Genomic DNA, 19,029 nt, shown 5'->3' on the forward strand with positions numbered 1-19,029 from the left:
ACGACTTATGTCATTCAAAACTCTGATGCTTGCCGCCAGTGCAACGGCAATGATCGCGGCGGGCGCTTCGGCGGAGACGCTGCGATGGGCCCGTGCAGGTGATGCGCTGACGCTGGACCCGCATGCGCAAAACGAAGGCCCGACCTCGGCCATGGCGCACCAGATCATGGAAACGCTGGTGATGCGTGATCACTCAGGTGCACTGGTTCCATCGCTGGCGACCGAATGGGCACCATCGGAAGAAAATCCGAATGTCTGGGTGTTCAAACTGCGCGAGGGCGTTACCTTCCACGACGGTGCCGAGTTCGACAGCGAGGATGTCGTGTTTTCGCTGAACCGAGCAATGACGCCGGATTCGGATTACAAGGAACTGTTGGCCTCTGTGAAAGAGGTGCGTGCGCCCGACAAGTTCACGATCGAGATCGAAACTGACGGCCCGAACCCGATCATGCCCAACAATCTGACCAACATGTTCATGATGGACAAAGGTTGGGCCGAGGCAAACAACGCCGTCAAGGTTCAGGACTATGAGGGCGGCGAAGACACGTTTGCGGCCAAGAACGCCAATGGCACCGGCCCCTACAAGCTGGTCAGCCGCGAGCCCGACGTGAAAACCGTCCTGGCCGCCTATGACGGCTATTGGGGCAAGGATGAGTTCCCGCTGCAGGTGACCGAGATCATCTATACGCCGATCCAGAACGCCGCGACCCGTGTTGCCGCGCTGCTGTCGGGTGAGGTTGATTTTATTCAGGACGTGCCCGTACAGGACCTCGAGCGTGTAGCCGGAACCGATGGTCTGGACGTACGCACCGCGCCGCAGAACCGGGTAATTTTCTTTGGCATGAACATGGGCGACGCTGATCTGACCTCGGACAATGTGGATGGTAAGAACCCGCTGGCTGATGTCCGCGTTCGACAGGCGATGTCAAAAGCGATCAATCGTGATGCGATCAAACAGGTCGTGATGCGTGGTCAGTCTGCTCCTGCTGGTATGATCTCACCTCCGTTTGTGAATGGTTGGGATGCAGATATGGATGCGTCCTCGTCAACCGATATCGAAGGGGCCAAGGCGTTGATGGCCGAAGCAGGCTATCCTGATGGATTCTCGCTGACCCTGAACTGCCCGAATGACCGCTACATCAATGATGAGGCGATCTGTCAGGCAGCGGTTGGAATGCTGGCCCAGATCGGCGTCACAGTTAACTTGGACGCCAAACCGAAAGCCCAGCACTTCCCGTTGATCAACAACCTAGAAACAGATTTCTACATGCTGGGCTGGGGTGTTCCGACTTATGACTCGGAGTACATCTTCAACTTCCTCGTCCATTCGAAGGGCGAAAAGTACGGCTCGTGGAATGGCACACGCTACTCCAACCCGGATCTGGATGCCAAAATCGTGGCCCTTGCCTCTGAAACTGATCTACCCGCACGTGATCAGCAGATCGGTGATATCTGGCAGGTTGTTCAGGATGAACAGCTCTATATCCCGATCCACCATCAGGTGCTGAACTGGGGCATGAAATCGGGCGTGGGCACCATCGTCGAGCCGGAAGATTCACCGAAGATCAAATACTTTGAGATGAACTAAACTATCCTCTGTGATGGTATGCAGGGCGCGGAAACGCGCCCTGTTCTTGTTTGCGCCGTCGGTAACGGACCTGTGATCTCGGCGCAGGAACGGCTTTACGTGGCAGCGAAAAAGCTGGATTGTTTCAGCGCTAACAGGGAGATTTCGCCATGATCCTCAGAAACAGTGCAATCGGCCTGACCATGTTGCTTGCAAGCACCGCGCAGGCGGCCGAATTCAAGTGGGCCTCGACCACCGATCCGCAGACGATGGACCCTCACGCGGTCAACTCGGCCCCAGTTCTCGGGTTCCTGAACAACGTCTACGAAGGGCTGGTCCGCCGCGGTAAGGATATGAGCGTTGAGCCCGCGTTGGCTGTCAGTTGGGAGCCAATCGGCGACGGCGAAGGATGGCGGTTCAATCTGCGTCAGGGCGTGACCTTTCACGACGGAAGCAGCTTTGACGCGCAAGATGTGCTGTTCAGCTACCAACGCGCCTCGGGTGAGGCGGCGGACACGCGCAGTTGGTTCGCTCCTGTCAGTGACGTCATTGTAGTTGATGACTACACCGTTGATATCATGACCACAGCACCTAACCCGCTGTTTCCGTCATCGATTGCCAACTGGATGATCATGGATCAAGACTGGACTGAGGCCAACGACGCCGTGGTCCCCGACAAAGAAACCGGAAACTACGCCACCATCAACGCCAACGGCACCGGCGCGTTCAAGGTGACCGAGCGCGAGCCGGGTCTTAAGACCGTGTTGGAACCTTATGAAGGCTGGTGGGGGGATGTTGAACACAACATCACCCGTGCAGAATTTAATCCGATCCAAAATCCTGCCACGGCCGTAGCGGCGCTGCTATCGGGCGATGTGGACATGATCAACCCGGTCCCCATTCAGGACGTCGCACGGCTGCAGCAGAACGCAGAGGTCGATGTCATCCAGGGCATTGAGGCGCGCGTAATCATGCTGGGCTTCGACCACGAGGCTGACACGCTGAAATACACAGACGATGCGGGCAAACCCAACCCGTTCCGTGACGCGCGCGTGCGGCAGGCAGTTGCGCAAGCGGTGAATGTCGACGCCATTCTGGCCACGATCATGCGCGGAAATGCCGAGCCCGCATCGCAGCTCGTCAGCCCAGCCATGAGCGGGTTCTCCGAAGCCAACGCCGGACGCCCCGCGTTTGATGTGGAATCGGCAAAGGCGCTGCTGGCCGAGGCCGGATATGCAGATGGTTTCTCATTTGGCCTGAAATGCCCCAATGACCGCTACCTTAATGACGAGGCCGTCTGTCAGGCCGTCGTTGGTATGCTGGCTCAGATCGGGATCACCGCCGAGCTGGACGCGATGCCAGTGCGGAACTATTGGCCGGAACTGCGCGAAGATAATTACGACATGTACCTGCTGGGCTGGAGCCCCGGTACGTTCGACGCCGAGCATCCGGTCCGGTTCCTTGTCGCAACCCCCAACGAAGAGAAAAAGCTGGGTAGCTGGAACTTCGGCGGCTTCTCGAATGCACGTGTCGATGAGCTGTTGCCGATGATCCAGTCAGAACTGGATGAGGCCAAGCGTCAGGCGATGCTGGACGAGGTTACCCAAATCTATCAGGACGAACACGTTTATGTGCCGATGTATGTCCAGCCGTTGGTTTGGGGCACGCGCAGCAATGTCGAGGTCACGCAGCGTCCGGACAACTTCTTCCTGCTGCGTTGGGTGAATGTGAATTGATCGGCGGCAACGTCGCGTTGGGTTGACAGCACTCTCTTGACCATCTGGTCAAGGTCGGCCTAGAGAGACCGATCTACGAGGGAAACATATGCTCGCATATATCGTCAGACGGATGTTCCAGTCCGTCATAGTGCTGTTGGTCGTGGGGTTGGTCGCCTTTTCGATGTTCCGATTTGTTGGCGACCCGATCGACAACATGCTGGGGCAAGAGCGCACGCAGGCCGACATTGACCGCCTACGGACCGAACTTGGGTTGGACCAACCCTTTGTTGTGCAATACGCCAAGTTCCTGCAAGGCGCTGTTCAGGGCAATTTCGGTGTGTCTTATCGCCAGGGGCGACCGGTCTCGACCATCCTGGTGGAACGCGCCCCGGCGACGTTGGAATTGGCCTTTGTGTCCGGCTTTCTTGCGATCACGATGGGCATTGCCCTCGGTGTCTTTACTGCAATCCGACGACAAGGGATCGCTGCCAATGTGATCATGACTGTTTCCTTGATCGGGGTTTCGCTGCCGACGTTCCTTATAGGTATCCTGCTGATCTATGTTTTCTCGGTTGAACTTGACCTACTGCCCAGTTTCGGGAGGGGCGAGACCGTTATGATTGGCAGTTGGTCCACCGGGTTTCTGACGACCTCGGGGCTCAAGGCGTTGATATTGCCTGCAATCACGCTGGGCCTCTATCAAATGACACTGATCATGCGGCTTGTCCGGTCCGAGATGCTGGAGGTTCTGCGCGCTGACTATGTCCGCTTTGCCCGCGCCCGAGGGCTGTCGGACCGGGTGATCAATTTCCGCCACGCGCTGAAGAACACTCTTGTGCCGGTGATCACCATCACGGGCCTTCAGCTGGGGTCGATCATCGCTTTTGCCATCATCACCGAAACGGTGTTCCAATGGCCGGGCGTCGGCTTGCTGTTCATCAACGCGATCCAGTTCGTGGATATCCCCGTTATGGCTGCCTATCTGATGCTGATCTCAGTGATGTTCGTGACAATCAACCTGATTGTCGACCTTCTGTACTATGCCATTGACCCGCGCCTGCGTGTCGACGCGAGGGCCACATGACCGAAACGATGGAAACCCCGAAAGTCGCGCCTAAATCGCGTATGGCTAAATTCTGGGACAGCGATTTCGCCTGGTCTTTCCGGCACTCTCCGGTAGCCATGATCGCATCTTTGGTCGTGGTCATTCTGGTGCTGGCGGCGATCTTTGCCCCGCTGATCGCGCCATATAACCCGTTCGATCCAGCAACACTGAACCTGATGAACGGGTTCACACCGCCAGGTACGCCCAATGCGTTCACGCAAGAGACCTTTTTGCTAGGCACGGATGACCAAGGGCGCGATGTGTTCTCGACCATCCTCTACGGGTTGCGCATTTCATTGTTCGTAGGTGCCTCTGCTGTGCTTCTTGCCTTGATCATCGGCGTGATCCTCGGTCTGATCGCTGCGTATTTCGGAGGTTGGATCGAGACGCTGATCATGCGTATCGCAGACGTGCAACTGACGTTCCCGGCCATTTTGGTCGCAATGCTGATCTTTGGGATTGCCAAAGGAATCACTCCGCCGGAATACCGCGATGAGATGGCAATCTATGTTCTGATCATCGCGATTGCGTTGTCGGACTGGGTGCAGTTCGCACGCGTCGTCCGTGGTGCTGCTCTGGTCGAGAAAAACAAAGAATATGTACAAGCCGCGCGCCTGATCGGGCGTGGATCGTTCCCGATCATGTTCCGTCACATCCTACCCAATGTCCTCAGCCCTGTTCTTGTTATTGCGACCATCTCGCTGGCGCTTGCGATCATTGCTGAGGCCACATTGAGTTTTCTGGGTGTGGGCGCTCCCCCGACCCAGCCGTCGCTGGGGACACTAATCCGGATCGGGCAGGGTTTCCTGTTCTCGGGCGAATGGTGGATTTTGTTCTTCCCGGCCTGCACGCTTCTGGCCCTTGCCCTGTCGGTCAACCTGTTGGGCGACTGGTTGCGCGACGCGCTGAACCCAAAACTGCGGTGATTTCATGAGCCTTCTGACCATCCAAGACCTCACCGTCGAATTCCCGACCCGCCGCCAGCTGTTTACCGCAGTGGACCACGCCAGCCTTTCTGTAGAACCCGGCGAAATCCACGGACTTGTGGGCGAATCCGGGGCAGGTAAATCCACCATCGGCGCTGCCGTGATGGGCCTTCTGGAACGCCCAGGTCGCATTGCCAGCGGCCAGATTAAGCTGGGCGGCGATAAGATCAGCGGCATCGATGCCGAGGCGATGCGCGGGCTACGCGGCAAGAAGATCTCGATGATCTTTCAAGACCCGCTTACGTCGCTGAACCCGCTATTTACAGTGCGCGAACAACTGGTCGAGACGATCCAGGCCCATCTGGGTGGATCCGAGGCCGAAGCAAGCAAGCGCGCCCGTGATTTGATTGATCGCGTTGGCATCCCAGACCCGGATACTCGGCTGGATCAGTACCCGCACCAGTTCTCGGGCGGCATGCGGCAACGCGTGGTGATTGCTCTGGCACTTTGCACCGAACCGGATGTGATCATCGCCGATGAACCCACGACGGCTTTGGATGTTTCCGTTCAGGCCCAGATTCTGGACCTGATCAAGGAACTGGCACAAGAGCGTCAGGTGGGTGTCATCCTGATCACTCATGATATGGGCGTGATCGCCGATACGACTGACCGCGTGACCGTGATGTATGCGGGCAAGGTGGTTGAAAGCGGCACCACGGCACAGGTGATGGGCCAGCCGCAACACGAATACACCAAGTCCCTGATCGCCGCGGTACCACGCCCGACGCTGAAACTGCATCGTTTCCCTCAGATCAGCTATGGCGGGCGTGAAACGCGTTTCGCGATCGAGGATATGGCACGCCACTGGCCCAAGGTGGATAACGACGCCAGCAAACCGATCTTTGAAATCCGCAACCTGACGAAGAAATTCCTGCAAAAGCGTGGATTACTGCCTTGGGATCGTACCTACTTCACCGCTGTCGACAACGTCAGCTTTGACATTCGTTCAGGTGAGGTCTTTGGGGTTGTCGGTGAGTCCGGATCGGGCAAGTCCACCGTCGCGCGGATGATTGCAGGGCTCTATCCTGTGGATGGTGGTACCATCACCTTTGACGGACAACTGGTAAGCGATCTGAGTAATCGTACGGTGCAGGAAGAGTACCGCAAGAACATCCAGATGATCTTTCAGGACCCCTACTCGTCTCTCAATCCGCGTATGCGGGTGGATGAAATTGTGGCGGAGCCGATCCGCCATCACCGCCTGATGGAAGGTGCCGACGTCAAGCGCCGCGTGGACGAATTGCTGGATCAAGTGGGGCTGGGGTCAGAGGCCGGGCTGAAATATCCACATGAGTTCTCGGGCGGTCAGCGCCAGCGTATTTCGATTGCCCGCGCATTGGCGACACAACCCCGGTTCTTGATCTGCGATGAGCCCACAAGCGCGCTCGACGTTTCGATCCAGGCGCAGATTTTGAACATCCTGAAAGACCTGCAAGAGCATCTGGGCCTGACCATGCTGTTCATTAGCCACGACCTACCTGTGGTGCGCCAGATGTGTGACCGAGTCGCGGTCATGAAACAAGGACAAATCGTCGAGGTTCAGGACACCAGCGATCTGTTTGCCAGTCCGAAAACCGAATACGCGCAAGAACTGTTGCGGTTGATGCCGAAACTCGATGACCTGTCGACTGACGGGCTTGGGGTCGAAGCAGAATAGGGCCGCGACACCCGTCGCAGGCGCTCCGTGACTAGAGGCCTTGTTCGAATGCCCGGAACTCGGCAGCGATAGCCGCAGCTGCTATCGCCAGCAGACGCTCGCCATCCTGAGGATTGGCCAAAGCTGAATGCGATCCAACGCGGCCATCCGGAAAGTCCGCGCGATGCTCGTCGGGTGGACCATGGCGATCCCCTGCGTGATCCCGGATGTATTCGGCGCTGAGTTTCTGGGGCGGCTCAGCGGCCTGATTGGCAGGCAATGGTCCAAGCAAAGACTGGGTTATGGCAATCTCCGAGGGGGTGGCGTGCATCCCTTCCCAATCACCATAGAGCTGCTGCCGCAATACGTTCACAGCGTTCGGCTCCCACCAGCTACGGATCAGCAATTGACCACCGGCAATTTCGCTTTCGATCTGCCGAAGAGGCGCCAGATTGGCCCCGTGTCCGTTCACTATGAACACTCCAACGAAACCTTGCTGCAAGAGCCCCCGGATCACCTCATCTGCGATGATGCGAAAGGTTTCGGCTGAAATAGACACCGTTCCGGGAAATCCCGTGTTGAAAGGCGCTGGCGTGTAGGCCAGCGCCGGAGCGACGATACCCTCGCATTGCCTGGCGGCAGCGAGTGCGACAGCCTCGGCGCAAATCGTGTCGGTGCCAATGCGACCCATCGGGCCGTGCTGCTCGGTCGATCCAACCGGCAGCAACACGGCCGCTCCGGCATTGATACGAGTGTCAACCTCGTACCATGTCATGTGCTCAAGTTTCATGACTTTGAAAACTCTCGCAGGCGCTCCAGTTACTAGGGCCTCTGATCAGAGACCCCAGCGTTCCCGGTTTTCGTCAAAGAAGCCTTGGGCTTTTTTCACTTCAATCCAGTTGTTCACATAGTTGATCCAGACCTGATCGCTTTGCGGCAACAGCATCGCGATAGGAGAAGGAGAACGTGGACCGGCATTCTTGACGCGGACGACCGGGAACTTTGCTTCAAGGGTCGATCCCTCGATATTCGAGGTTATGAACACATCTGCACGACCGGCCAAGACCTCCTGAAAACCACGTGCAGGAGCTTCGACCACTTTGATATCCGCATCGGGGAACCATTCGCGCACGCGCTTTTCAAAGGTGGTGCCCAGGGTAGTAGCAACCTTCACGTCTGGCTTGTTGATCGAGTCGTAGCCATCAAATTTGTCGGCCTTTTCCTTGGTTGTGTAGGGAAACAACTCAACCGCGATGTAACTGTCGGAAAACCCTGCAACTTTCATGCGCGGAGGTGAGATCGAAGCCGAACCGGTGATGTGGTACTTCCCAGCTACCACACCATTGACCAATGTTTTCCAGTCGGTGGGCACATATTCGACCTCAACACCCAGATCAGCTGCCAGCGCGTTCATGATGTCGATATCATAGCCTTTATAGCTGTTAGTCGCCGGATCGCGCAGTGACATCGGGTTCCAGTCACCGGTTGTCCCCACTTTCAGCACGCCGTCATCCAAAATCTCATTCAGAGCCGACTGAGCTTGCGCAGCGCCGCTGATCACAAGACCGAGCGCAGCCGCAGCCGCGACTTTAACAAAACGTTTCATGTGGTTCTCCCGTTGGTGGCGTTAGTCTTTTTATCACGACATTGCTTCTTGATTTAAGCGTAAAGAAAAAGATAACCTCAAGCAACTAATTAACTCATAGTAATCACAAGTGGGCCAGCAGATGCCAAACGCAGCGATCGAGCTTGTCGACGTAGACAAGTGGTTTGGCACATTTCACGTGCTCAAGAACATCAACCTGACAGTAAACAGTGGTGAAAAGGTTGTGATCTGCGGCCCATCCGGATCGGGTAAATCAACGGTCGTAAGATGCATCAATCAGCTTGAGAAACATCAAAAGGGCACCATCCGCATCGATGGGGTCGAACTGAACGATGATGCCAAATCTGCAGCCACCATCCGGTCAGAAGTTGGCATGGTGTTCCAGCAATTCAATCTGTTCCCGCATCTAACAGTGCTGGAAAACCTGACCCTTGGCCCCATCAAGGCCCGCGGGTTGAGCCGAAAAGAAGCCGAGGACAAAGCGCGCCACTACCTTGAGCGTGTTCATATACCCGATCAGGCCGACAAGCGCCCGATACAGCTTTCAGGTGGACAGCAGCAGCGAGTGGCAATTGCCCGTTCGCTTTGCATGGAGCCCCGGGTCCTTTTGTTCGACGAACCCACCTCGGCGCTCGACCCTGAGATGATCTCCGAGGTGCTCGACGTGATGGTCGAACTTGCCGAGGAAGGCATGACCATGGTTGTGGTGACCCATGAGATGGGATTTGCCCGAAAAGTGGCCGACAACATGGTGTTCATGGATGCAGGCGAGATTGTCGAACAAGGTAAGCCCGAGCATTTCTTCACCAATCCAAAGTCTGAGCGGTGTCAGAAATTCCTGAGCCAAATTCTACAGCATTGAGTTGGGTCCGATGAAAAAATCACTTCTCTTCCTTCCCCTTTTCTTGCTGATCACGGGCTGTTCGTCCTCACAGACCTGGGGTTGGTACGTCATTGACCCAACCACGGCTTCAGGCTGGACCAATGTAAAATTCCTGATTTCGGGCATGGGTGCGACCATTCAGATTTCGCTGATTGCGGCGATTTTGTCGATTGTCATTGGATTGCTGGTTGCCCTGCCGGGTCTGTCGGAAAAGCGCGGCTGGCGGCTGGTAAACCGGGTATATGTCGAATTTGTCCGCTCGATCCCTCTGTTGCCTATGCTGTTTTGGGTGTTCTACGGGTTGCCGATTGTCTTTCAGTCGATGGGTATGGACATCCCAATCGATCCCTTCTGGGGCGCAATTATCACCCTTGCGATATCGGACAGCGCCTTTACCGCCGAGATCTACCGTGCCGGTATACAATCTATCGCAAAAGGGCAAAGCGAGGCGGCGCAAACGATTGGCCTGAACTATTTTCAGACCATGCGCTATGTGATCCTGCCGCAAGCAATCCGGCGTATACTGCCACCGCTTGCCAACCAATTTATCTACATTGTGAAGATGAGCGCATTCGCCAGCGTCATCGGCATGCAAGAACTGACACGCCGTGCGAATGAGCTGGTAGTGACGGAATACCGCCCGCTTGAGATCTATACCTTGTTGATCTTCGAGTATCTGGTGCTGGTACTGATCATCAGCGCCGGTGTGCGTTGGCTCGAACGCCGGATGGGTGCAGATGAGCGCGGATAAGGAGCATAAGATGGACTGGAAAGACTTCATGGTCGAGACCGAGGCCAATATTGGTGCATTCTCGAAAGAAGTGCCCGAAACCGTGCATGGTTTCGGCATCATGGGTAAGGCGGCCAAAACAGATGGTGCGCTGAGTGAAAAGACAAAGGAATTCATGGCGTTGGGAATTGCCATCGCGACGCGCTGCGACAGCTGCATCGGCTTCCATGTCCGCTCATTGGTGCGGCTGGGTGCGACCCGCGAAGAGCTGTGCGAAGCGCTGGCTATGGCCACCTATATGGGCGGCGGCCCGTCTTACGCCTACAGCGCCAAGGCGTTGAAGGCGTTTGATGTGTTTTCAGAGTAATAGACCGGTACGCGGTCCGATTTCATTGGATGGTTCTTGCCATGGCAGTCACCGAAATCCGTGATGAAGGGATGCGAATTGGTGGCGAGATCATCTTTACCGCTGAGACCATCCCGGTTCACTACCCCTATACCAATGAGGTCGTGGGCCATGTGCCCGCAGGGCAGGCTGAACACGCGCGCCGCGCCTTCGAAATTGCGGCCCACTACAAGCCCGAACTGACCCGCTATGAACGCAGCCAAATCCTGCAACGGGCTGGAGAGCTGATTGGTGAACGTCGCGATTACCTCGCCAAATGGCTGGTGCTTGAGCTTGGCATCTGCCATCAACACGCGATCTACGAGACCAAGCGCGCGCAGGATGTCTTTCAATTTGCGGCGGCCGAGGCACTGAAAGATGACGGCGAAATCTTTGCGTGCGATCTGACCCAAAACGGTAAAGCCCGCAAGATTTTCACGATGCGCGAGCCTGTGACCGCAATCAGCGCGATCACTCCATTCAACCATCCACTCAACATGGTCAGCCACAAGGTTGCTCCGTCGATCGCCACCAATAACTGCATGGTCTGCAAACCGACCGAGTTGACGCCTCTGACCTGCCTGACGCTGGCCGATATCCTTTATGAGGCAGGCCTGCCGCCTGAGATGTTTCAGGTGGTCACTGGCTGGCCACAGGACATTGGGAATGAGATGATCACCAATGAAAACATCGACATCATAACCTTCACCGGTAGTGTTCGCGTGGGCAAGATGATCGCAGAGAAGGCGGTTTACAAACGTCAGGCGCTGGAGTTGGGAGGTAATGATCCACTGATTGTTCTGAATGACCTCAACGATGCCGATCTAAACAGTGCAGCAACGATCGCCGTAGCCGGGGCCACCGGCAATTCGGGACAACGCTGCACTGCGATCAAGCGAATACTGGTGCAAGAGAGTGTCGCGGACACCTTTGTGCCTTTGGTGCTGGAGAAGGCCAAAAAGATCAGATTCGGAGATCCGCAGGATCCTGAGACCGAGCTGGGTTGTGTGATCCACGAGGATGCGGCCAAGCTTTTCGAAGATCGTGTTCACTTGGCCCAGAAAGAGGGAGCAGAAGTCCTTTACCACCCCGGACGTCAGGGCGCGCTGCTGCCGCCGATCGTGGTCGACGACGTTCCCCACGACTCTGCGTTGGTGATGGAGGAAACTTTCGGCCCCATTATTCCCATCATTCGCGTGCCCGACGACGATGACGAGGTCATGCGCATCTCGAACTCTACTGTGTACGGCCTGTCGTCGGGGGTATGTACCAATGACCTGAACCGCGCAATTGCCTATATCAATGGGCTGAACGTGGGCACCTGCAATATCTGGGAACAACCCGGATACCGTATCGAAATGTCCCCCTTTGGGGGCATCAAGGATTCGGGCAATGGTGTCAAAGAAGGGGTCATCGAGGCCATCAGGTTCTTTACGAATGTCAAAACCTACTCGCTTCATTGGCCCGGTTGAAGGCTTGTTGAAGATTGCAATGCACACCACTAGAGATTCATGCTCACTCAGCCATGAAATGACCGCTTGAGCCCTTCGGCTCTTGGCGTCATATGTGCCTTCGAACGCACGCGCGATGCCCCGAAACAAGGAAATACCTCATGCAAAAGGTTCTGATCACAGGTACTGCCGGATTTATAGGTTTTCATCTTGCCAAGCTTTTGCTTGAAAACGGTTGCCGGGTTCACGGCTTTGACGGGATGACTGATTACTACGATGTCCGCCTCAAACAGAGCCGACATGCGCTGTTGCTGGAGAACCCAAATTTTTCATGCGAGGAAGGGATGCTGGAAGATACCGCCAAGTTCGACCAGATCGCTGATGCTTTTGAACCGGACGTGATCATCCATCTCGCAGCGCAAGCTGGCGTCCGATATAGCCTGGAAAACCCGCGCGCCTATGTCGAAAGCAATGTTGTCGGGACGTTCAACGTGATGGAAGCTGCGCGGCGGCACAAAGTGCGGCATCTGCTGATGGCTTCGACTTCGTCGATCTACGGGGCAAATCCTGACATGCCCTTCGACGAGTGCGAAAAAGCAGATCATCAACTCACTATGTACGCAGCCACCAAAAAGGCAAATGAAGCGATGGGGCATTCCTATGCCCATCTTTGGGATATACCGACAACCATGTTCCGGTTTTTTACGGTTTATGGCCCGTGGGGACGCCCTGATCTTGCATTCTTCAAATTTACCGATGCAATCCTCAACGACCGCCCGATAGACATCTACAACCACGGCGACATGTATCGTGATTTCACCTATGTGGATGACCTGGTGCGCGCAATCTCTCTGCTGATCGACGTTGTGCCTGTTCGCCCCAAAGCCCCCGAAGACATCGCCGAAGGTGACAGCCTGAGCCCGGTCGCTCCCTATCGCATAGTGAACATTGGAAATTCAGACAAAGTGCGTTTGTTGGATTTCATCGACGCCATCGAAGAAAGCCTCGGCAAACCCGCGATCCGAAACTATATGGAGATGCAGTTGGGCGATGTGCCTGCAACTTGGGCCAATGCCGATCTGCTGCACCGCCTGACCGGTTATCGCCCAAAAACCGAAATCAGGGACGGCATTCAGGCCTTCGTGGACTGGTATCGCGCATATTACGGTAAATAGAACCTGCGAACCTGCCTAAACCTGAATTCGCCGGCCACAGCACCGATTAAACCGTCAGCGCGATCAGATCGCTTTTCTCAGTGCCTCGATTATCTGCTCTTGCGAATTCTCCTGCAGATACGGGTGCATCGGCAGGCTAATCACTGTTGCGGCGGCCTGATCGCCAATAGGCAAGTCGGCATTTGGGTCAGAAACAGCTGGTTGCTTGTTCAACGGCAGTGGATAATGCACGGCGGTCGGAACCCCGGCGTCTTTGAGCTTCGCTTGCACATCCTCACGATTGTCCACGCGTATCGTATACTGCGCCCAGGCGCTGGTCGCCCCCTCCATCAGCGTTGGAGCGGCGATATTGGTTTCCTTCAGTAGCACTTTGTAACGGTCCGCGACGGTGTCTCGCAGGACCAGTTCATCCTCGAAAATATCCAGCTTGCACAGCAGGATCGCAGCCTGCAACGTGTCCAGACGGCTGTTAACGCCAACCCTGATATGGTGATAACGCCGATCCTGCCCGTGCCGGGCAATCTGGCGAAGAATGACGCTCAGATCATCGTCCGAGGTGAAGATCGCACCACCATCGCCGTAGCAGCCAAGGGGTTTCGATGGGAAAAAGCTGGTGCAGGAAATCGTTGACAGGTTTCCTGACCGTTTGCCACGCAACGATCCGCCAAAGCTCTGAGCAGCATCCTCGATGACAGGTAAGCCGTTTGCCACAGCTACCTCGTTAATTCGTTCGAAATCAGCAGGTTGGCCATACAGCGACACCGGTATAATTGCCTTTGTCCGGGGTGTGATCGCAGCGTCAAGCTTGTTGGGGTCAATGTTATAACTAGTCTGGTCAATATCGACATAAACCGGCTTTGCGCCCAGCAATCTGACGGCTTCAGCCGTGGCGATATATGAAAATCCGGGCGTGATGACCTCATCCCCCGACCCGACCTCAAGCGCCATCAAGGCAATTTGCAATGCATCCGTTCCATTGGCGCAAGTGATGCAATGTTTGGCACCCGTAAAGGCAGTCAGCCGTGCCTCTAGTTCAGCCACTTCTGGGCCAAGAATGTACTTCCCATGCGCCAACACATTGGCAATGCCGGCATCAAGCTGATCCTTGATACGTTTCTGTTGTTCCGCCAGGTCAATAAATTGCATCGCTAAAACGCCCTATTGGTTCTTAAGGAATTTCTACAAGCTGCACCGCTACATTTTCCCATACATAATCCGGTACTGCTCGACCATGTTTATTCGTCGACAAAGACTTAATACACCGGGCCTGTTTGGCACGGATTACCGCAGTACTAATAACTGGGCGGACCGTTCCCCTGCATTGCCTAATACCCAAAAAGTCATGGGTGATGGGACGACACGCAGTCGATCCGTTTGATCAAAGTACCGTGCTGCTCATCAGCTTCGGATGCTGCTCACCTTTGCGTGCTTCGATTGAGGCATTGCGGATATGGCTGACCATCGCAATAGCAGGCCGGTTTTCATTCAATCCAAACCCGTTCCCGTTCAGAATCTCTTCGTAGCTTCGCGTGTGCAAGTCGGCAAATCCGCCCGAGAATTCGATCTCTTCCCCATCAATAGTGATGGAGCGATAGGTTCTGGCTCCGGTTTCTCGCGCCTCTGCCGGAACGTCATTTACGTCCAGCGACAAGAACCAACGGCACCGGGCGTGTTCAAACTCAAGATAGCCCGCGGCCTTGGTCGGGGCATTGAGATGCACATGGTTCGCCTGAAGATCTCCGAAGAGGAAGTGCAGCATGTCAAAGAAATGCACGCCGATGTTGGTGGCAATACCGCCAGATTTGCGGACATCCCCTTTCCAGCTCTCCAGATACCAACGTCCACGGGACGTGATGTAAGTCAGATCGACCTCGTACTTGGTATCCTTGGGGCTGTTTCGAATCTTGTCCCTCAGAGCAATGATCGAGGGATGTACGCGCAACTGCAGGATCGTGTTTACGGTCTGTCCAGTCGCTTGCTCAATCGCTTCCAGGCCATCGATATCCTCTGGGTTCAACACCAGCGGCTTCTCACAGATCGCATCGGCGCCAGAACGCAATGCAAACCGCATGTGGCTGTCATGGAGGTAATTCGGCGAGCAGATCGAGACATAATCAATTTTGCCCGCTTCGCTGCGACGTAACATGTCAACATAGCGATCAAAACGCTCGAACTCTGTGAAAAAATGTGCATCGGGGAAGTGGCTATCGATAATCCCAACGGAGTCGCTTGTGTCCAGAGCAGCCAACAACGTGTTTCCGGTATCCGTTATCGCCTTCATGTGGCGCGGTGCGATGTATCCTGCGGTTCCTATTAGTGCGAAGTTGCTCATTCGGTGCGTCCCAAGTGCTCAAATTGTGCTACAGCGCTTCCAAGAATTTCTTTGGGAAGTCAATAGACGCAGGCATTTCAAGCATCGCCAATCACGCTGGAAACCCCCATCAACCTCTGTTAGAGCGGTTCGGAATTGTCAGAGCTAGATTGATCTTCGACCGATGTCAGACACCCGCCCCAAATCTCAAAAAACCGTTTTCTGTCTTACCTACCACGAGATAACGGCGGATGCGCGCGTTCTTAAAGAAGCGCGCGCGCTTCAAGCAGCGGGCCATAACGTACATATCTTCTGCGACTGGCCAGGGGGCATGCCGCAAGAAGACAGCATCGATGGCATTCGGATCACGCGATTCAATTGGCAATCTTCCGAACATATTACCAGCGACATGCTAAAGCGTTTCTTTTTTGTGGATCGTGTTTCGGATGAAGTAGATAAGCGCGTTCTGCCCTATATTAAGTCTGCAGCGAGATTGAATAGACTCAAATCCAAGTTTCGAGAGTTTCTGTCAGATGAAGAAGTTCTGAAGCTCGACCCGATGTACTACAAAAACTACAGTGGCCGAGAACGACGGAAACGTAAGTTTGCTCACAAACGGCTTCTCTGGAAGATTAAGCTGACATCCGGAATTGGTGACGCTCGGAGAGATCTGAAGCTGTTTAGTTCTGACGCCAGAGAGGTCAGGGAAGGGTTCTTCAAACTCTATCAACTAAACTCTCTCTTATTCGCTGAAAACCTCTGCAACCTCAGATTTGATGATACCCCGGACGTCATTCATGCTCATGACATCTATTGTCTCCCGGCAGGCGTTGTGCTTGCAAAACAGTTTGGGGCGAAGCTTGTATACGACGCACATGAATACGAACCAGCGCGGGCGACGAAGAATCCAACTGATGGATCGAACTTTGCAGAAAACCTAGAAGACGATTGTCTCCCCTTCGTCGATTATATGATCACCGTATCGTCGTCCATCGCAGATTTGTATGCCAAACGCTTCAAAGATAGTCCGACACTTATCCTCAATGCTCCAGAGATAGATGTTGATTACATGGATAGTCGTAAAGAAAAGGCGTTGGATCAGCTTTCTATCCGTGCTCAGGCAAACGTTGCTGACGGGGCGCCCTTGATTATTTTTACTGGTGGCATTCAAATGTCACATCGTGGGTTAGATAAAGTTCTTGAGGCTTTGGTTCATCTTCCCGAAGTCAAGTTAGCTTCGATGGGCCCACGGCACCTCCGAAACGACAAGTGGTTCATGAGTGTCGCTCATGACCTAGGTGTGGATGATCGCGTTACCTTGCTTCCACCTGTGGCAGCTCCAGATGTACCAGTCGCAATTAGTACAGCAGACCTCGCTATATGCCCGTTTCAGGACGTATCGCTCAATCACCGCTACGCAATGCCCAACAAGCTTTTTGAGGCAGCATTTGCTGGCGTACCAATTTGTGTTTCAGATCTTCCAGAGATGCGTCGGTTTGCAGAGTCTCTCGGTTTCGGACGAGCAATGGACGAAACAGATCCTCTGAGCATTGCTGAAGCTATTCGGGATGTCTTGGATCATCCCGAACGCTTTACGTTAAGCGCCGCCAACAGAAGGAAGCTTTGGGAGACTTACAGCTGGCCTGCGCAAGCCAAGAAGTTGGCGGCGCTCTATGAAGGTATTTAAACTCGCGCGGCTAGTATCTGTGCGATTTGTTGCGAAGCGGTTCCATCACCATAGATTTCTATCTGATTTCCGCTAGTCCCTATCGCACTGAGGATACCATCCTCGATATCCCCTTCTATGGGCGAAACGATACGATTCCAGCCGCTTTCAACAAGCTCAACCCATTCTGTTTCCGTTCTAAGAGTTACGCAAGGGACGCCGTAGAAATACGCTTCTTTCTGCACTCCGCCAGAGTCCGTAGCAACCAGCACCGCATTGCTTTCTAGAGCGACCATATCCAAGTAACCGACTGGGTCTATCGTTTGGACATGTTCGAATTTAAGACCGATTCCTTTTATCCTTGCGGCAGTACGTGGATGCAATGGCAAGACAACCGGATGTTGTTTCGCAACCGCCTCCAGACCATCAACAATGTTTATTAACGTTTCTGGCGAATCCGTATTTTCAGCTCTATGGATCGTCGCAAGTATGAATCCGTTTGCGTCTACCCCAATGTCAGCCAAAATTGTTGATTTCTGCTTGGCCTTTTCACCAAAGTGTAGTGCTGCGTCGAACATCACGTCACCGACTTCAAAAATTTTGCTCTCCGAAATGCTTTCTCTTCGCAGATTTTCCACAGCGTCGCTGGAAGTCGTGAACAGAAGGTCGGAAATGTGATCCGTTAGAACTCGGTTCGTTTCTTCGGGCATCTTTCGATTAAATGAGCGCAGCCCGGCCTCTACGTGCGCCACCGGGATATGAAGTTTTGAGGCGACCAATGCACCCGCCAATGTTGAATTCGTATCTCCAAAAACAAGGAGCACATCTGGTTCATGTTCTTGAATGACGGGTTCAAGTTTCTGCATCATCAGTCCTGTCATGGCACCATGACTGCCTGAGTTCACCGATAGGTTGATGTCGGGTTTTGCAATTTCTAGTTCGTCGAAAAAAATCTTAGACATCGAATCGTCATAGTGCTGTCCTGTGTGAATCAGCAGCTCTGTTACACCCGGCATGGAACGAAGTGCTCTGCTCACCGGAGCCAATTTAATAAACTGAGGGCGCGCGCCAACTACAACTGCGATTTTCACGGTAGCTCCAAATAAATAATTGCCTAAAACCGCGCTAACACACGGCCAGTATAAATTCCACGTGATATCTCGTGACTTTCTCGCTCAAGCAGATTCAGATTAGCTTGGCTTTAGCTGCTATCACGCTCGCACCCGGACCTATTGATCTAGATCACACCGCATGCCTCACGTCTCGGAAAACGGAGTTTTGACATGAGTGATCTTTTAAGGGCTTGCTGACGCGCAGATGGCCCGTCCAAACCCTTCTTGCCAAAGTCGCCTGGAAAACCCGGGGTCGACGACAGGCGTGTGTTGAGCGAAATAATCTTATTCAATCGAATGATTTGCGCTGGCGTGATGCTCCTGTCACCTATGATCCGCAAAGGAGTCTCTACAGCAGATGGAAGTGCTGGAGCAAGAAAGGTTTTTCGCGCGGATGATGGCTGGGCACGCTGCGGAATACGACGCGTAAAAGGTCGTAATGATCGACGCGAACTATCTGAAATCACACTGTAGCGCGACCATAGTGGTTGCCAAAAAGGGGGCGTGATCGTCTGATTGGTCGAACCAAGGGCGGCATGAACACCAAATCACACGCTGGCCGCCTGACGGCCCGTTTCGGCAGATTTCGGGCCTGCTACGCCGATAGATGTCGCTTGCAGGCCTTTCTGTCGCAATCCAGCTTGCTGCGGCTATCTTGAAACTGCACATTTCGCCCATGACACAGACTGATATTCCGA

16 protein-coding genes and 1 pseudogene are annotated in these 19,029 nt (G+C 54.4%); 12 read left to right on the forward strand and 5 right to left on the reverse strand.

The features are described from left to right. The first annotated feature begins 7 nt into the window (after positions 1-7). The 5 genes from ACRZ9U_RS18870 (at position 8) to ACRZ9U_RS18890 (ending at position 7,033) form a co-directional block, all read left to right on the forward strand. Positions 8-1,588, forward strand: a complete 1,581-nt coding sequence (locus ACRZ9U_RS18870; RefSeq protein WP_170393897.1) for an ABC transporter substrate-binding protein — start codon at positions 8-10, stop codon at positions 1,586-1,588. A 149-nt stretch (positions 1,589-1,737) separates the two neighbouring features. Further along, positions 1,738-3,303 (forward strand): ABC transporter substrate-binding protein, encoded by a 1,566-nt coding sequence (locus ACRZ9U_RS18875; protein WP_170407338.1) that lies wholly within the window; start codon positions 1,738-1,740, stop codon positions 3,301-3,303. 88 nt (positions 3,304-3,391) lie between these two features. Further along, complete coding sequence (locus ACRZ9U_RS18880; protein WP_170407340.1) at positions 3,392-4,369, forward strand: ABC transporter permease; 978 nt, start codon at positions 3,392-3,394, stop codon at positions 4,367-4,369. Continuing rightward, a complete protein-coding gene (locus ACRZ9U_RS18885; protein ID WP_170407343.1) occupies positions 4,366-5,316 on the forward strand; it encodes an ABC transporter permease in 951 nt (316 codons plus the stop codon). Before ACRZ9U_RS18880 ends, ACRZ9U_RS18885 begins: the two co-directional genes overlap by 4 nt. Positions 5,317-5,320: 4 nt before the next feature. After that, on the forward strand, positions 5,321-7,033 hold the full coding sequence (locus ACRZ9U_RS18890) for an ABC transporter ATP-binding protein (RefSeq protein WP_170736041.1): 1,713 nt from the start codon (positions 5,321-5,323) through the stop codon (positions 7,031-7,033). Positions 7,034-7,064: 31 nt separating this feature from the next. Here the strand turns inward: ACRZ9U_RS18890 and ACRZ9U_RS18895 are convergent, their stop codons facing one another. Then, complete coding sequence (locus ACRZ9U_RS18895) at positions 7,065-7,802, reverse strand: creatininase family protein (protein WP_170407349.1); 738 nt, start codon at positions 7,800-7,802, stop codon at positions 7,065-7,067. A gap of 45 nt (positions 7,803-7,847) precedes the next feature. Beyond that, positions 7,848-8,618 (reverse strand): transporter substrate-binding domain-containing protein, encoded by a 771-nt coding sequence (locus ACRZ9U_RS18900; RefSeq protein ID WP_170393886.1) that lies wholly within the window; start codon positions 8,616-8,618, stop codon positions 7,848-7,850. 121 nt (positions 8,619-8,739) lie between these two features. Between ACRZ9U_RS18900 and ACRZ9U_RS18905 the strand changes: the two genes are divergently transcribed. The 5 genes from ACRZ9U_RS18905 (at position 8,740) to ACRZ9U_RS18925 (ending at position 13,242) form a co-directional block, all read left to right on the forward strand. Then, positions 8,740-9,480, forward strand: a complete 741-nt coding sequence (locus tag ACRZ9U_RS18905) for an amino acid ABC transporter ATP-binding protein (protein WP_170407352.1) — start codon at positions 8,740-8,742, stop codon at positions 9,478-9,480. A 10-nt stretch (positions 9,481-9,490) separates the two neighbouring features. Continuing rightward, positions 9,491-10,252: an amino acid ABC transporter permease gene (locus ACRZ9U_RS18910; RefSeq protein ID WP_170407354.1), complete on the forward strand. Its 762-nt coding sequence runs from the start codon at positions 9,491-9,493 to the stop codon at positions 10,250-10,252. Between the two features lie 10 nt (positions 10,253-10,262). Then, positions 10,263-10,598: a carboxymuconolactone decarboxylase family protein gene (locus ACRZ9U_RS18915; RefSeq protein ID WP_170407357.1), complete on the forward strand. Its 336-nt coding sequence runs from the start codon at positions 10,263-10,265 to the stop codon at positions 10,596-10,598. A gap of 41 nt (positions 10,599-10,639) precedes the next feature. After that, complete coding sequence (gene phnY / locus ACRZ9U_RS18920; protein ID WP_170407360.1) at positions 10,640-12,088, forward strand: phosphonoacetaldehyde dehydrogenase; 1,449 nt, start codon at positions 10,640-10,642, stop codon at positions 12,086-12,088. Between the two features lie 140 nt (positions 12,089-12,228). Beyond that, on the forward strand, positions 12,229-13,242 hold the full coding sequence (locus ACRZ9U_RS18925; protein ID WP_170407363.1) for an NAD-dependent epimerase/dehydratase family protein: 1,014 nt from the start codon (positions 12,229-12,231) through the stop codon (positions 13,240-13,242). Positions 13,243-13,305: 63 nt separating this feature from the next. Here ACRZ9U_RS18925 and ACRZ9U_RS18930 read toward each other — a convergent pair whose 3' ends face one another. Both ACRZ9U_RS18930 and ACRZ9U_RS18935 read right to left on the reverse strand, forming a co-directional pair. After that, entirely contained in the window at positions 13,306-14,388 is a 1,083-nt protein-coding gene (locus tag ACRZ9U_RS18930; protein WP_170407366.1) for a DegT/DnrJ/EryC1/StrS aminotransferase family protein, read from the reverse strand. 232 nt (positions 14,389-14,620) lie between these two features. Beyond that, the gene (locus ACRZ9U_RS18935; protein ID WP_170407369.1) at positions 14,621-15,574 is read right to left on the reverse strand and encodes a Gfo/Idh/MocA family protein; all 954 of its coding nucleotides are present in this window, start codon (positions 15,572-15,574) and stop codon (positions 14,621-14,623) included. A gap of 163 nt (positions 15,575-15,737) precedes the next feature. On the opposite strand from ACRZ9U_RS18935, the gene ACRZ9U_RS18940 reads away from it, so the two are divergent. Next, positions 15,738-17,240 (forward strand): glycosyltransferase, encoded by a 1,503-nt coding sequence (locus tag ACRZ9U_RS18940; RefSeq protein ID WP_170407372.1) that lies wholly within the window; start codon positions 15,738-15,740, stop codon positions 17,238-17,240. On the opposite strand, the gene wecB is transcribed toward ACRZ9U_RS18940, so the two are convergent. Further along, positions 17,237-18,310 (reverse strand): non-hydrolyzing UDP-N-acetylglucosamine 2-epimerase, encoded by a 1,074-nt coding sequence (wecB, locus tag ACRZ9U_RS18945; RefSeq protein WP_480902685.1) that lies wholly within the window; start codon positions 18,308-18,310, stop codon positions 17,237-17,239. The genes ACRZ9U_RS18940 and wecB overlap by 4 nt on opposite strands. Before the next feature lie 226 nt (positions 18,311-18,536). On the opposite strand from wecB, the pseudogene ACRZ9U_RS18950 reads away from it, so the two are divergent. After that, positions 18,537-18,888, forward strand: a pseudogene (locus ACRZ9U_RS18950) (transposase); the annotation flags it as partial. Between the last annotated feature and the right edge of the window lie 141 nt (positions 18,889-19,029).

The organism is Ruegeria sp. D7 (genome assembly GCF_056534355.1).